The sequence below is a fragment of the Halorubrum sp. B53 genome, assembly GCF_059752395.1.
Genome location: NZ_MWTH01000009.1, coordinates 55,047 through 68,429 on the forward strand (window position 1 = coordinate 55,047; position 13,383 = coordinate 68,429).

The 13,383-nt window shown below is 63.8% G+C and carries 14 protein-coding genes; 10 read left to right on the plus strand and 4 right to left on the minus strand.

The genetic code is table 11. The features are described 5' to 3' along the window. Window positions 1-64: 64 nt before the first annotated feature. The 9 genes from B4V06_RS07815 (at window position 65) to B4V06_RS07855 (ending at window position 10,596) form a co-directional block, all read left to right on the plus strand. On the plus strand, window positions 65-1,768 hold the full coding sequence (locus B4V06_RS07815) for a SipW-dependent-type signal peptide-containing protein (RefSeq protein ID WP_498168905.1): 1,704 nt from the start codon (window positions 65-67) through the stop codon (window positions 1,766-1,768). A 114-nt stretch (window positions 1,769-1,882) separates the two neighbouring features. Continuing rightward, window positions 1,883-3,571: a SipW-dependent-type signal peptide-containing protein gene (locus B4V06_RS07820; RefSeq protein WP_498168908.1), complete on the plus strand. Its 1,689-nt coding sequence runs from the start codon at window positions 1,883-1,885 to the stop codon at window positions 3,569-3,571. Window positions 3,572-3,682: 111 nt separating this feature from the next. Continuing rightward, window positions 3,683-5,326 (plus strand): SipW-dependent-type signal peptide-containing protein, encoded by a 1,644-nt coding sequence (locus B4V06_RS07825; protein ID WP_498168910.1) that lies wholly within the window; start codon window positions 3,683-3,685, stop codon window positions 5,324-5,326. Window positions 5,327-5,543: 217 nt separating this feature from the next. Beyond that, entirely contained in the window at window positions 5,544-6,170 is a 627-nt protein-coding gene (locus tag B4V06_RS07830; RefSeq protein WP_498168912.1) for a hypothetical protein, read from the plus strand. Between the two features lie 308 nt (window positions 6,171-6,478). Continuing rightward, on the plus strand, window positions 6,479-7,123 hold the full coding sequence (locus B4V06_RS07835) for a hypothetical protein (protein WP_498168915.1): 645 nt from the start codon (window positions 6,479-6,481) through the stop codon (window positions 7,121-7,123). Between the two features lie 90 nt (window positions 7,124-7,213). Continuing rightward, window positions 7,214-8,233 carry a signal peptidase I gene (locus tag B4V06_RS07840; RefSeq protein WP_498168918.1) on the plus strand — a complete coding sequence of 340 codons (1,020 nt, stop codon included), beginning with the start codon at window positions 7,214-7,216 and terminating at the stop codon, window positions 8,231-8,233. Then, a complete protein-coding gene (locus B4V06_RS07845) occupies window positions 8,226-8,789 on the plus strand; it encodes a SipW-dependent-type signal peptide-containing protein (protein WP_498168921.1) in 564 nt (187 codons plus the stop codon). Before B4V06_RS07840 ends, B4V06_RS07845 begins: the two co-directional genes overlap by 8 nt. Window positions 8,790-8,813: 24 nt before the next feature. Then, window positions 8,814-8,984 carry a hypothetical protein gene (locus tag B4V06_RS07850; RefSeq protein ID WP_498168924.1) on the plus strand — a complete coding sequence of 57 codons (171 nt, stop codon included), beginning with the start codon at window positions 8,814-8,816 and terminating at the stop codon, window positions 8,982-8,984. 64 nt (window positions 8,985-9,048) lie between these two features. Continuing rightward, a complete protein-coding gene (locus B4V06_RS07855) occupies window positions 9,049-10,596 on the plus strand; it encodes a cryptochrome/photolyase family protein (RefSeq protein WP_498168927.1) in 1,548 nt (515 codons plus the stop codon). Between the two features lie 29 nt (window positions 10,597-10,625). On the opposite strand, the gene B4V06_RS07860 is transcribed toward B4V06_RS07855, so the two are convergent. From B4V06_RS07860 to mvaD, 3 genes are all read right to left on the minus strand, one after another. Then, complete coding sequence (locus tag B4V06_RS07860) at window positions 10,626-11,009, minus strand: hypothetical protein (RefSeq protein ID WP_123112206.1); 384 nt, start codon at window positions 11,007-11,009, stop codon at window positions 10,626-10,628. Further along, on the minus strand, window positions 10,960-11,322 hold the full coding sequence (locus tag B4V06_RS07865) for a transcription initiation factor IIE subunit alpha family protein (RefSeq protein WP_123112207.1): 363 nt from the start codon (window positions 11,320-11,322) through the stop codon (window positions 10,960-10,962). The genes B4V06_RS07860 and B4V06_RS07865 overlap by 50 nt, the downstream gene beginning before the upstream one ends. Before the next feature lie 104 nt (window positions 11,323-11,426). Then, the gene (mvaD, locus tag B4V06_RS07870; RefSeq protein WP_498168931.1) at window positions 11,427-12,425 is read right to left on the minus strand and encodes a phosphomevalonate decarboxylase MvaD; all 999 of its coding nucleotides are present in this window, start codon (window positions 12,423-12,425) and stop codon (window positions 11,427-11,429) included. A gap of 137 nt (window positions 12,426-12,562) precedes the next feature. Here mvaD and B4V06_RS07875 point away from each other — a divergent pair, with 137 nt between their 5' ends. After that, window positions 12,563-12,916: a 2Fe-2S iron-sulfur cluster-binding protein gene (locus B4V06_RS07875; RefSeq protein ID WP_123112209.1), complete on the plus strand. Its 354-nt coding sequence runs from the start codon at window positions 12,563-12,565 to the stop codon at window positions 12,914-12,916. A 49-nt stretch (window positions 12,917-12,965) separates the two neighbouring features. On the opposite strand, the gene B4V06_RS07880 is transcribed toward B4V06_RS07875, so the two are convergent. Continuing rightward, window positions 12,966-13,286 carry an ASCH domain-containing protein gene (locus tag B4V06_RS07880; protein ID WP_123112210.1) on the minus strand — a complete coding sequence of 107 codons (321 nt, stop codon included), beginning with the start codon at window positions 13,284-13,286 and terminating at the stop codon, window positions 12,966-12,968. Window positions 13,287-13,383: the final 97 nt, after the last annotated feature.

The window sequence follows — 13,383 nt, forward strand, 5'->3', positions numbered from 1 at the left end:
GGCTTCGCCGTGTGACGGCGGTTCGACTCCGCCGGTGGGTTTCCCCCTTTGGGGGCGAACAACCATGAGCGACAACAACGGACTCAACATCTCACGGCGGCGGGCGCTCGCCGGTATCGGCGCGATCGGCGTCGCGAGCGCGGGCGCTGGAGTCGGCACGAGTGCCTACTTCAGCGACACGGAATCGTTCGAGAATAATACGCTAACCGCTGGTGAACTAGACCTCAAGGTGGGCTGGCAACAGACATACAACGGCCCGAATCCGGGAAACGGAGGGGCGGTTGAGTCACACCCGGTCAACGCGTTTCCCGACAGCCAGGGTGACGGCATTCAGGACCTCAGTGGCGTGATTTATGGAGTCGAATTCGACGATACCCTCTATCTGATCGATCTCCAAGAGAACGAAGCCATCGAGATCTCCGACAGCGGGGGTACGCCCGATTCCGACTCGTCTCCGAACGGTATCGCCTTCGATCCCAACAACGGGCGTCTCTACTACTCGGTCAACACCGATTCAGGAAGCGAAATCTGGTTTTACGACTTCGGCAGTAATTCCAACACCAAAGCGGGAGACCTGAACGCACAGGCCGCCGGAGCCGGCTGGTACGACGGTCGATACTGGTACATCAAAAACGAGACTGACGATCTGAACGCGGTCACGTTCAATTCAAACGGAACGAAGAGCAACGAAACCACAGAACTTGCTGACCTAACGAGTAACGACAGAGAGTACCGGTTCGGGGACCTCGCGATCACCCCTGACGGGCTTCTGTACGCGAGTACACTCGATAGCAGTCCGAGTACGGCCGAGTTCTTCACGGTCGACATCCCCAGTGGCAGCGGGACCTACACCGAACTGTACACCGGGAGTGAGAGCGACTGGGGCGGTGACCGTGGAGGTGACCCAACCGGATTGCAGCTCGCAGTCGGTCAAGACGGAACGCTCTATGGTCAGGATGCCGGGAGCGGCGAGTTCTTCGAGATCGATGTTGGAGCTAAGCAGCTCACGTCTGTGACATCCATCAACGACCTCACCTTCACAGATATCAGTAGCCGTGAGGACATCTTTCTCATCTGTACGCGTCCGGCGCCGACGACGCCCGATGCATTTCAGAGCTCCAACTATCCGAATCAGGAGCACCTAGTTGAGCTGTCGGACGTTAAGCCCGGGGACAGGGGTGAGATCACCTTCTCTCTCCGTTTGTGTGACAATCCCGGGTACATCTGGCTGACAGCCGGCAACTATTCGCAGGACGGTGGTGTCCTGACCGAACCGGAACGAGCTGCGATCAACGCGACCAACGAAACCATCACCGACGTCGCGAATGTGACGGACAGCGACGACACAGGACTGTTGGCGGACCACACGATGGTTCGGATCTGGTACGACGAGGACTGTGACAACGAGTTCGACGACGGCGGTGACAGCGGTGACGGCGAACAGCTGATCTTCGGTCCGGGGATCGGTGGATACACCGGATTTGGCGGCGAGAATCCAGCGACGCTTGCTGCCGCGATGGAACTCATCCTCGATGGCGACGACAGCGGCCGCATTCCGCTCGATGGGGAAGCGCCCCGAATGGGATGGAATGCGGGAGAGGACGCTAGCGAACGTGAGTGTCTCCCCGGTGAGACCGGGATGTGTATCGGTGTCGAGTGGTGGGTTCCGACCCAAGTTGGCAACATCATTCAAGGAGACTCCGTCACGTTCGATCTCGGCTTCTACACCGAACAGTGCCGACATAACGACGGTAGCGGGCAGTCGTAATGACCTCCAACTAACCATCGCCCCACGCTGGCACCACGGCGCCCACCTCTCTGGGCGCCGTCGGAGGCGGTTCGATTCCGCCGGTGGGTTTCCCCCTTTGGGGGGCGAACAACCATGAGCGACAACAACGGACTCAACATCTCACGGCGGCGGGCGCTCGCCGGTATCGGCGCGATCGGCGTCGCGAGCGCGGGCGCTGGAGTCGGCACGAGTGCCTACTTCAGCGACACGGAATCGTTCGAGAACAACTCGATCACGGCGGGCGAGCTCGACCTGAAAGTCGATTGGCAGCAGACCTACAACGGGCCGAACCCGATGTCGGAAACCGGGGCCGTCGAAGAACATCCCGTGAACGCCTACCCGGACACCATGATGAGTGGGGAGAGCTACGGCGACGGGCTCCAGGACCTGAATGATGTTCGGTACTCGGGTGCGGGAGAGTTAGATCCGGTGTTCAACGCTGCCGACGTGCCCGCATGCTGTGACTGCGAGGAGGGCGAGTATTACGTCACCTACGGCGGAGAGACGTACTGTATTGAACCGTTGAGCGGCGATAATCCGGAAGACGCTTACGATAAAACCGGTGTGAGATCGGAGAACACGGACTTCCAAGACGATCGGAGAAGTACCGTCTTTCTCTGGGAAGACACCTCGGGTGACGGAGAGGGTAACGTCTACCTCTTCATCGTTAACGATCGAATCGAAACCGACGAGGGAGGTACTGCAACGTATCGGATCGAGGGCGCACCCAGCGCCCGCTGGCTAAGCGGTGATTGGGTTGTCGAGGACGATGATCGCGGGGACAGCGACGACGATTACGAGGATCCCGATTCCTCCGATGAGGTCGCTGTCGGAAACTGGGTCTGGGGAGGGCCAAATACGGATGGCGGGGTCCTTGGTCCGGTCAATAACAACGGAAGTCAAGGTGACTTCGCGCTTCGTCTGACCCCGGAATTGAATAAACTAGCGGCAAAGCACGACCCGGCAGAAGACGGTGACTTTAGTTGGTTCGATTACGATTCGGATTGGGGAGCATTAACTACCCTGGCAGTGCTTGACGGCGACGCTGGTACATCGATTACGCTGGAAGACGGGATTCCTGAGTCGGGCGAGGGCGTCGACCAGATCACCATCCACAGTTCCTGCGGAATCGAGAGCGGTGCAAACCTACCGAGTGACGTCTTCGCCAGCCAGTATTACCCGGAGCAGAGTCACCTCGTCGAACTCGACGACGTGAAACCGGGTGACAGCGGCGAGATCACCTTCTCGCTCCATCTGTGTGATAACCCCGGATACATCTGGTTTAAGGCCGGCAACTTCTCGGAGAGCGGCGGAGCGCTGACGGAACCGGAGCAGGTGGCGATGAATGGGTCGGACCAAAGCTCGGTCGAAGAGAGTGACGACACCGGAGACCTCGCAGAGTACGTCAACGTGACTCTCTGGTATGATGCCGACTGCGATAACGAGTTCGATGACGACGATGAAATGTCGATTTACGACGGGACGCTTGCCGGTCTGATGGGCAAGCTCGGAGTTGAGTCCGGTGCTGCTGAAGGAGACGACGGCTTCGAGGGGATGCTTCCACTTGATGCCGATCGCACTACTGACGGCAAGGAATGCTTCCCGCCGGAAGAGGGATTCTGCGTGGGCTTCGAGTGGGAAGTCTCAACCGAAGTCGGTAACATAATCCAGGGCGATTCCGCGTCCTTCGATCTCGGCTTCTACACCGAGCAGTGCCGCCACAACGACGACGCAATAGGCAACGACAGTAACAGCAGTACCAACGAAACGGCCCCGAGTTAATTGAGATCAAACTAGGCTGTCACTGCGGAGTCGATCGACGGCTCCCTTTCCCACATGGTGTACGGCGGTTCGACTCCGTCGGTGGGACTTCCCCTCGGGGGATGATCGACCATGAGCGAAAAAAACGCGTTCGAACTCTCACGCCGGAAGGCGCTCGCGAGCCTCGGAGCGGTCGGCGTCGCCTCCGCCGGTGCCGGGCTCGGCACGAGTGCCTACTTCAGCGACACGGAATCGTTCGAGAACAACACGATCACGGCGGGCGAGCTCGACCTGAAAGTCGACTGGACCGAACACTACTCCGACTGGTCTGACGACGAATCCGATGAAGTCGACGTCAGTATGGAACCAGACGGCGATTACGACATCGGGTTCCCGGCTGCAGCGCCGGAATCGGAGCAGTCCGTGTTCGTTACGAACATGGACGACGCGCGAGATTTCCTCGCGAACACGGCTATTGAGGCGTTCCCGGACACGACAACGGACGACCCAGCCTCGGAGGATTACGACGGTGAGAAAGTCCCGTTCGATAACGATAGCGACATCTGTGACATCCCCGCGGATCTCGACGGTGGCGATGGGGTGTTGAGCCATCCGTACCGGACCGGTGCGAACGTCGACGGGGGAGTCACCATCGGCGACGGACCGAACCCACAGACCACGAAGGCTGGGGATCCCCTCGTCAACATCAGCGACGCCAAGCCGGGCGACTTCGGCGAGGTGACGTTCAGCTTCCACCTGTGTGACAATCCCGGCTACGTCTGGCTGACGGGCGAGCTCGTTAGCGCCAGCGAGAACGGGCTGACCGAACCGGAGATGGAGGCGGAAGACGAGGATCAGACGCTCAACGATGACGGCGAAATCGTGTCGAAGGACGGCGAGGAGACAGTCGAACTCCTCGACGAGATTCGGACCGCCTTCTGGTACGATACCGGCACTGACGGTGTGTACGGTGAGGATTACGAGGATAAGGACGGTGATGGGAGCGAGGGAGACAACTATCTCCAAACTGAGGAGAAGTATATCCCACTAGGGGGAACGCTGCGGAGCGTTCTCACCGCGCTTGAAAACGGCATGTTCCCTCTCGATGCGGAACCGGTGTCTCCAGCGGACGAAGAAACTGGTGGAGAAAGCGGTGAGACCCCGACGATCTCGGCGTATGACGATGCGTCGGTGAGCGTGTATAATAGCACTCAAGATGATCCATTCGCCTCATACACCAATAAGAAACCGAGAAACCTCCAGTGTGCGGATTACGAGAAGCTACTCGGTATCGATCTCGTTGGGACGGATATCGAGGCGGGAATGTTGGAGGAAAATACGGATTACAATAGCTGTGCGGACCTGACTGTAAACACTCTCACCGACACCGACGACAACGGCACCCCCAACGAGATCACCATCTCGACGGGCAACCCCGTGCGCGTCGTCAGCGTGAAAGGCGGGAACGAAGGTGAGAATATCTACGTGTGGGATGAGCCGGTCATTCTAGATGAGGTAACGCTGACAACACCCACTGATCAGGATATCAGTAACATCGATGTCTGCTGTCCCGTCAACGGGAGCGGTGGAGACAACGGCGATAACGGGGAGACGGACGGCCGCCAGTGCTTCCCGAACTCGACGACGGCGTACGTCGGCTTCGAGTGGTGGCTCCCGGCCGACGTAGGCAACGAGGTCCAAGGGGATTCGGTGAGCTTCGATCTCGGGTTCTACACCGAGCAGTGCCGCCACAACGACGGGAGCGGTCAGACCTAAGGCGATCGACCGGAGCGACAGCAGTCGGTCGATCCCCCCAGCCCACGCAGGTGCATGCCGGCCCATCCGGACTCACCGGATCCGTGCATGTCGGTTCGATTCCGACGGTGGGTGTCTCCAACACAGAGCTCACATGACTCTCGATCGCATCTCACGTCGTACGCTGCTCGCCGGTATCACCGGCGGGAGCGCCGCATCGCTCGGAGGATTGGCGCTGATGACCGAGGGGAGTCGGGCGTATACCGACACGATGCAGCTTCAGACGGAGGCAATCGAGGACTGTGTCATCGATTGGCGGGAGACGTACAACGGAGCGACGCTGACGGACACGACCGCCGGTACCGTGAGCACCGAGCCGTCGGGCCCGGCGATCTCCCTCGGCAACGTGCTTCCCGGAGATTCCGGATCGCTCAGCGTCCGACTCCGGATCGTCACCGACGGTTCGGGCGGGGGAGACGGGCCGGCAGTCGAACCAAAACTGACGGTCTCGCTGAGGGACGGCGGAGAGCCGACGTCGATACAGGAGTACATCGACATCGCGGTCTGGTACGACACCGGCCTCTTCGACGTCGGAGCGCTGGGGTCCGACAACGCCGAGCGCGACCCGGGCGAACGGCTCGTCGATTCGGGCGCGAGCGGAACGCTCGGAGACGTCGCCACCGCCCTCGAAAACGGCGTCGTCCTCGACGCTTCGCCGTTCACCCCCGGGACGAGCTGTCTCGGCGCCGAGGACGCGGTGACGGTCACGTTCGGGTGGTCCTTCCCCCCGGATCAGGCCGACATCAACGCGGCACAGGGCGACACGGTCGAGTTCGATATCCAGTTCGATGTCACCCAGTGCTGATCTCGTCGGTATCGTCCGACGTTGCCTTTCGACAGAAGCAGTTGTCGGACGTAGAGATACCTCGGTAGTTATCGATCAAATCGAAAGTTCAAACGGCTCGTTAAACGCTGCTAACGACCGATTAGACGTGAGCGTCGATCACACTGTCCGTGCTCGATCGTTCTCAAGCACCTCAATACAAAGTAACAAGTCAACCAAATGACGCCGAAGGCGGCCGGGAACTCGAACGGGGAACCTCAGGCCGCTTCGACTCCCGAGCCGGACTGGGACGACTGACGCCCGCAGCGGTCATCGAAACCAGAGAACACATGTCCGAAGACGACGACTACACCCGCCGACGACTGCTCAAAGCGATAGGAGTCACTGGCACGCTCGGTGCCGGCGGCGGAGCGGCGACGGGTGCCTACCTTTCGGACTGGGAGCCGTTCTCCGGAAATTTCATGGGTACTGGCGACCTAATCCTCGAACTCGCCACCGATCGGGCCACCTACGTCAAGAGTCTCGAGTCCTTCTCCGACGACGATTTCCGAACGGACGCGACGATCGAGGTCGGCTTCTCCGGCATCAAACCGGGAGACACGGGTGTGCTCAGAGTCGGACATCGGCTCGGCGAAGACCGGGGTCGGATCTGGATGCGGGCCGCGTCGTCGAGTGCTACCGATCTCGGGTCGTACATCGACGTCGAGCTCCTACAGCGGCCGACGTGTGACGACGGTGAGGGTACTGAGCTGTACCAGGGGACGCTCGACGGGCTGACCACCAGGTACGCCGACGGCGGCCTGCTCACCGATGGCTGCATCGACGGACGGTGGTGTCTCGACCTCAAGTGGACGTTCCGGGCGGACACGCCAGCCGACCTCTCCGAGGAGTCGCTCTCCTGTTCGTTCGATTTCACCGCCGTACAGTGTCGACACAGCCAGCAAAACGATAATCCATGGAACGAGACGGAATGACGGGGAAATCGAGACGATACGAAACGAGTCGCCCCGGGACAGGGCGCGAGATAGCCAGCGAGAGGTCACCAGACGGAGGTGAGTGGTGACATGCCCGACACTCGCCGGCTGCTCAATTGGCTCGGACTCCTCCTGTTGATCGCTATCGTGATCCCGTTCGTCATCTACGCGGTGCCGGGAGTGGTCGGGGCCGAGGGGAGCTACGTCGTGCTGTCGGGCAGCATGGAGCCGACGATCAACACGGGCGACGTCGTCGTCGTCGACGACGTGGACCCGGCCGACATCGAGGAACGGGACGTTATCACCTACCTCCGAAGCGGCTCGGATACCCCGACCACCCATCGCGTTGTCGGTATCAACGAGGACGGCGGCGAGCGCTCGTTCGTAACCCAGGGTGACGCGAACGACGACCCGGACGCCTCGCCGGTCGCGGCCTCGGAAGTCAGAGGCCAAGTCGTGTTCACGATCCCGTACATCGGGTACGTCATTCAGTTCGGGAGCACGACCACCGGATTCGTCGCTCTCGTCGTCGTTCCGTTCGCCCTGCTGCTGCTCTCGGAGGTGTACTCGATAGTCGTCGACGGTTCGGGATCGGACGACGAGGGGAGCGACGAGACGAGCGCGGTCACCGCTGCAGACCCGGACGTCGCCGGGCCGGAGCCGGCCGTTCGGCGACCCGTCCACACTCCGACCGTCGCCGGGACGAACGGTCAGAGGGCGGCGTCCGAAGCGGCCGACGAGGAAGCGGAAGACGGGGGGGGCATCGCGCTCACGCGAACGGACCTCCGTCTCTCGCTGGGCGTTCTCACGGGGACCGCGGTATACGCCGGCTGGGTCGTCTACAACATCCAAGCCGCGTGGTCGTTCGCAGTCGCCTTCGGGTCGGGAATCGGGGCGTTACTCGTCGGCTCTATGTACTACGCCGCCGGGAGTGATGACGCACCGGAGTCGGAGACCACGTCAGATACTGGCTCGGTACCCGCCCTGGACCCTGTGGCCGTGACTGGATCGACCCCGGCGATGCGTGCCGACGGATCGTCGATGCCGTCTCCTGAGCACGCCGGAATCGAGAGCGCGGATCACGCGGAATCGGAGGCGGACGATGCATAACACGCCACTTCGAAAGACCGCCGTGCTGGCGGTGAGTATGGCGCTACTGATAGCCGCGGTCTCCAGCGGCGCCGTGACGTATGCCGCGTTCAGCGACAGCGGTGACGTTGACGTGACGTTTACTGCCGGCAACTTCTCCGGCAGTTCGGAAGTAAGCATAAGCGGGACGAATGTAGTGGATTCCGACGGGACGGACAACATCACAGCGACCGACAACACCACGACCGACAACACCACGACCGACAACACCACGACCGACAACACCACGACCGACAACACCACGACCGACAACACCACCGACAGCGACGACACCACAAAGACCGACAACACCACCGACAGCGACGACACCACAAAGACCGACAACACCACGACCGACAGCGACGATACCACGACCAACGAAACGAGCCAGAACACATCCGATCGGGTCTCTAGCGAAGGCCTCCCGACCACCGAGGGACCGGACGTTAGTCGTACGACCGACGCCGTTCCAGCCGCCGCGGCAACGGCTGTGGGCCAACGACATCTCCCGGCGGCGCCGCCGCAGTCGGGCGGGTGAAGCGTTCGGGAAAAGGAGAGCCACATGAACTCAAGCGACCCGTCAGGTAAGCGGGAACGGAACGGAAACGATGTCTCTGGGATCGAGTCGAACCGCTCGCGGAGCCGGTTCCTGACCAAACGGAACGTCCTCCGGATACTCGCCTTACTTCTGTTGCTCGGATTCCTCAGCGGCTACGTCGCCGGTCTGTGGTGACGGTCACCGATCACCGCGTCGTCGACGGCGGTGCTTTCACGGTCCTTGCACCCGTGTGGATCCCATGGATCTGTTCTGGCACCGACGGGACCTGCGACTCGCCGACAACGTCGGGCTCGCGGCTGCGGCCGACAGGGGAGCGGTCGCGGGCGCCTTCGTCTTCGACGACGACGTGCTGGCGCACGCGAGCGACGTGCGGGTCCGCCGCCTGCTCGACGGGCTCGCGGCGCTGCGGGACGACTACCGCGACCGCGGGAGCGACCTCCTCGTCGCCCGCGGCGACCCTGAGAGCGTCCTCCCGGAGCTGGCCGGCGCGCTCGACGCTGACCGGGTCGTCTGGAATCGAGACTACTCGGGGCTCGCGCGCCAGCGCGACGCCGATGTCCGGAAGGCGCTCAACGAGGCCGGGATCGAACGCGCGGCGCACCACGACGCGGTGTTACACACCCCGGACTCGATCCGGACGAATGCCGGCGACCCCTACTCGGTGTACACCTACTACTGGCGGAAGTGGACCGACCGAGAGACCGACCCGCCGGCGCCGACGCCCGAGGCGAACGATCTCGTCGACGCCGACACGTTGGCTGCGGCGGTGGGGGACGACGGTGGCGCGCTGGCGGACGGCGGCGAGCGGGTCGACGGGCGGTCGGACGGCGGCGTCGTGACCGATCGCGTCGCCGTCGGTGACCTGCCCGCACCCGCCGACCTGGGCTTCGCGGAGCCCGACGCCGACATCGGTCCGGCCGGCACCGAGGCGGCCCGCCAGCGGCTTGACGATTTCCTCTCGGAGGCGGTGTTCGCGTATGACGCGGAGCGCGACTACCCCGCCCGCGAGGCCACCTCCCGCATGTCGGCCTTTTTAAAATACGGCGAGATCGGGGTGCGCGAGGCGTACGAGGCGACCGAGCGCGCGATGGCCGCGGCGGAGGAGCGGGCCGAGGAAACCGATGAGGAGGGCGACGAGGACGAGGGCCCCGTCGCCGCGGTCGAGGAGTACCAGCAGCAGCTGGCGTGGCGGGAGTTCTACACGCAGGTGCTGTACCACAACCCCGAGGTCGTGACGGACGACTACAAGGAGTACGAGGAGGGGATCGAGTGGCGCGACGACCCCGACGAGATCGCGGCGTGGAAGCGCGGCGAGACCGGCTACCCGATCGTCGACGCCGGGATGCGTCAGCTCCGCGAGGAGGCGTTCATGCACAACCGCGTGCGGATGATCGTCGCCTCCTTCCTGACGAAGGACCTGCTCGCGGACTGGCGACACGGCTACGACCACTTCCGGGAGAAGCTCGCCGACCACGACACCGCCAACGACAACGGCGGCTGGCAGTGGGCGGCCTCGACCGGGACCGACGCCCAGCCCTACTTCCGCATCTTCAACCCGATGACGCAGGGGGAGCGGTACGACCCCGACGCGGAGTACATCAAAGAGTACGTCCCCGAGCTCCGGGGCCTCGACGCCGACCTGATCCACGAGTGGCACGAGCTGTCGCCCACCCAGCGCGCGAACGCGGCGCCGGAATACCCCGCGCCCGTCGTCGACCACTCGGAGCGACGCGAGGAGGCGTTGGCGATGTACAAGCGAGCGCGCGGCGAGGACCCGGACGAGTAGGGAGATTCCGAGGGAGGGGACCGACGCGGTCACCGATCCTCGGCCAGGAACGATCGACACCGCTCGGCCATTCTCTCGGTGAATTCGGTCGAGATCCGCCCCTGCGGGTTCGCTACCGCCCGGTGTTTGATCGTTCCGATCACCCACGGCGAGCAGTACGACGTCTTGTCCGGGTTGCGGCCCGAGACCCAGTCGCCACCCACCGCTTCGTTCGCAGGCAGATCGCTGGTGGTGAGCGCGGCGCAGACGTATTCTTCGCCGGGGTACGGGAGATTTTCCGCGGCGAGAACCAACCAGAGCCGGGGATTCGTCCCGCGTCTGAACGGGTCGGGCGCCCAGAACACGTCGCCCCTTCGGTACGCGTCACTCACGGTCCGCGCGGGGGTCGACCGCGTGCTCCTGCCAGTCGTCATACGCCGGCGGTTCGTCCTCACGGTTCGCTGCGGTCGCTCCTGCGTGCGCTCCGGCGGCGTCGAGGCTCCGGGCGTGATCGCTTATCCGCCAGTATATCCCCTTATGATCGACCCGACCGTCCTCGCGGAGCCGCGTGAGCGTCGGTCCGATGGACCCCGTCGCGATCCCCGTCGCGTCCGCGATTTCGCTCTGCGTGAACGCCTCATCGGCGTGTTCTTCCAGAAACGAGAGGACCTCGTGCGCGTTCGTTCCCGGTACGGGGCCGTCGTCCGGTTCGCGCATCGATTCGAACCGATCGGCGCTGATGGGCATCTCGAGCGTACAGTTTGTATCGAATGTATTAGTCGCTTGTGGCCGGCGAGAAGTCGAAGGGGAGTGTCCACCGGGAACGAGACGGTGTCCCGAGTGCCGCCCTTTTAAAAGAGCGCCTCGCTCTCGTCGAGCACGCGCGCCGGCCCGCCGACCTCCCAGACGTCGGTGTCGATGCCGATCTCGGCGATCCGGCTCTCGACCTCGTCGGCGTGGTCCGCGAGGGTGTTCACGTACACCGAGGCGCCGGTGTCCGTCGAGAAGTAGACGGGGACGCCCTCCTCGCGCAGTTCGCGGACCGCGTTGAACACGGCGATCGTCTCCGGCTGCCAGTACACCCAGCCCGCGGGGCCGGTCATCGTCGTCGCCGTCAGCGAGAGCGAGTCGTGCTCGGCGGTCTCGAAGATCCGGTCGAAGTCGCCCTCGCGGAGCGCGTCGGTCATCTCGACGAGTTGGTCCTGCACGTGCGCGGTCCGCGCCTGCATCATGTGACTCTCCGCCGCCTCGCGGTGCGCCTCCTCCGTCTCTTTATAAGCTGGCACGTGCGCGGCGACGATGCGGAGGTCCTCCTCGGGGTCGAACCCGTCCTCGCTCACGCCCACGTCGAGTCGGTGCGAGCGGCAGTCCTCGTCGTTGAGTCCGGCGTCGAGCCGGGAGTACGCGCCCGTCACCGAGCGGGCCGCGGAGGAGGACCCGCGACGGGCGACCGTGGACACCTCGGGAAGCGAGAGGTCGAGGCCTGCGGCCTCGGTGAGCGCGAGCGCGGCGGCCGCGAACCCGGACGACGAGGAGCCGAACCCGATGTTCGACGGGAAGGAGTTCTCGCTCTCCAGCCGGACGGCGGCGTCGACGCCGGCCAGCTCGCGGACGTGGTCGACGACCATGTCGATACGCTCGGCGGCCCTCCCGTCCACTTCCTCGCCCCCGATGACGTAGGTGTCCTCGCTCGCGTCGGGCTGCCACTCGACCGTGGTCGTCGTCGCGGTCGGCGCGGTACAGAGGCTGATGCTGTCGTGGTACGGGAGCCGGAGCTCCGGGTCGCGCATCCCGTGGTACTTGACGAGCCCCTGGATCGGGTGGGCTCGCGCGGTGGCCTTCTCGGTCATACCTCGGGAAGCGTCCGGCGGGGGATTAGTCGTTGCGATGGGCGCGGGGCGTCGGGGGCGCTTCCCCGCTTCCGTCCCCGCGACGGCGACGCGATAGAGGGGAACCCTTTTTGACGGGTCGGTGGATACTCCGCGCCATGACAGAGTACACCGTCGAGTTCGTCGGCACCGGCGAGACGATCGAGGTGGCCGACACGGAGACGGTCCTCAGCTCCTGTATCGAGGCGGGGATCGCCCAGGAGTACTCCTGCCGCGTCGGGATGTGCCTCGCCTGCTCCGCGGAGATCGTCGAGGGCGAGGTGACCCAGCCGGCCGCCCGGGGGCTCACCGACGAGGAGGCCGAGGAGTACGCGCTCACCTGCATGGCCCGCCCGCAGTCGGACCTGAAGCTCGACCGCGGGAAGTACCCGCCGAGCATCGAGGACGACGCGGCGACCGCGGCCGGCGGGGACGGCGACGGCGCCGACGGCGCGGCCGCGGACGACGACTGAGCCGTCTCGCCGTCGCCCTTCTCCGACTCCCTATTCCTTCTCCGACTCCCTACTCGCCGACGCGCTCGAACCGGTGGCGTACCACGTCGGCGTCGTCGTCCCAGTCGAAGTTCCCGCCGTGCGCGCGGACCATCCGCTCTTTGTACGCCTCCAGCGACGGCGACCCCTCTCGCTTCGCGTCGGCGTCGGTCATGTCGCCGAGGGTGCGCTCGGTGACCTCGGTCAGTTCGAAGTCGACGCCGTCGATCTCGAAGACGTCGCCCTCGTCGCCGTACTGATTCCCGCGGTGGAGCTGCGTGACGTCGCCGTCGAGCGCGGCCTGTTTCACGCGGTCGTTCGGGAGCAGGTCCGCTGGATCGTTCTCGGACATGGCCGTTCGTTGGGCGCGGATCCGCTTATAAATGTGGACGGCCTCTGCCCCCGTGGGTGCTATCACGCCTCACTGCGCGTATTTATCCGCGACCGCC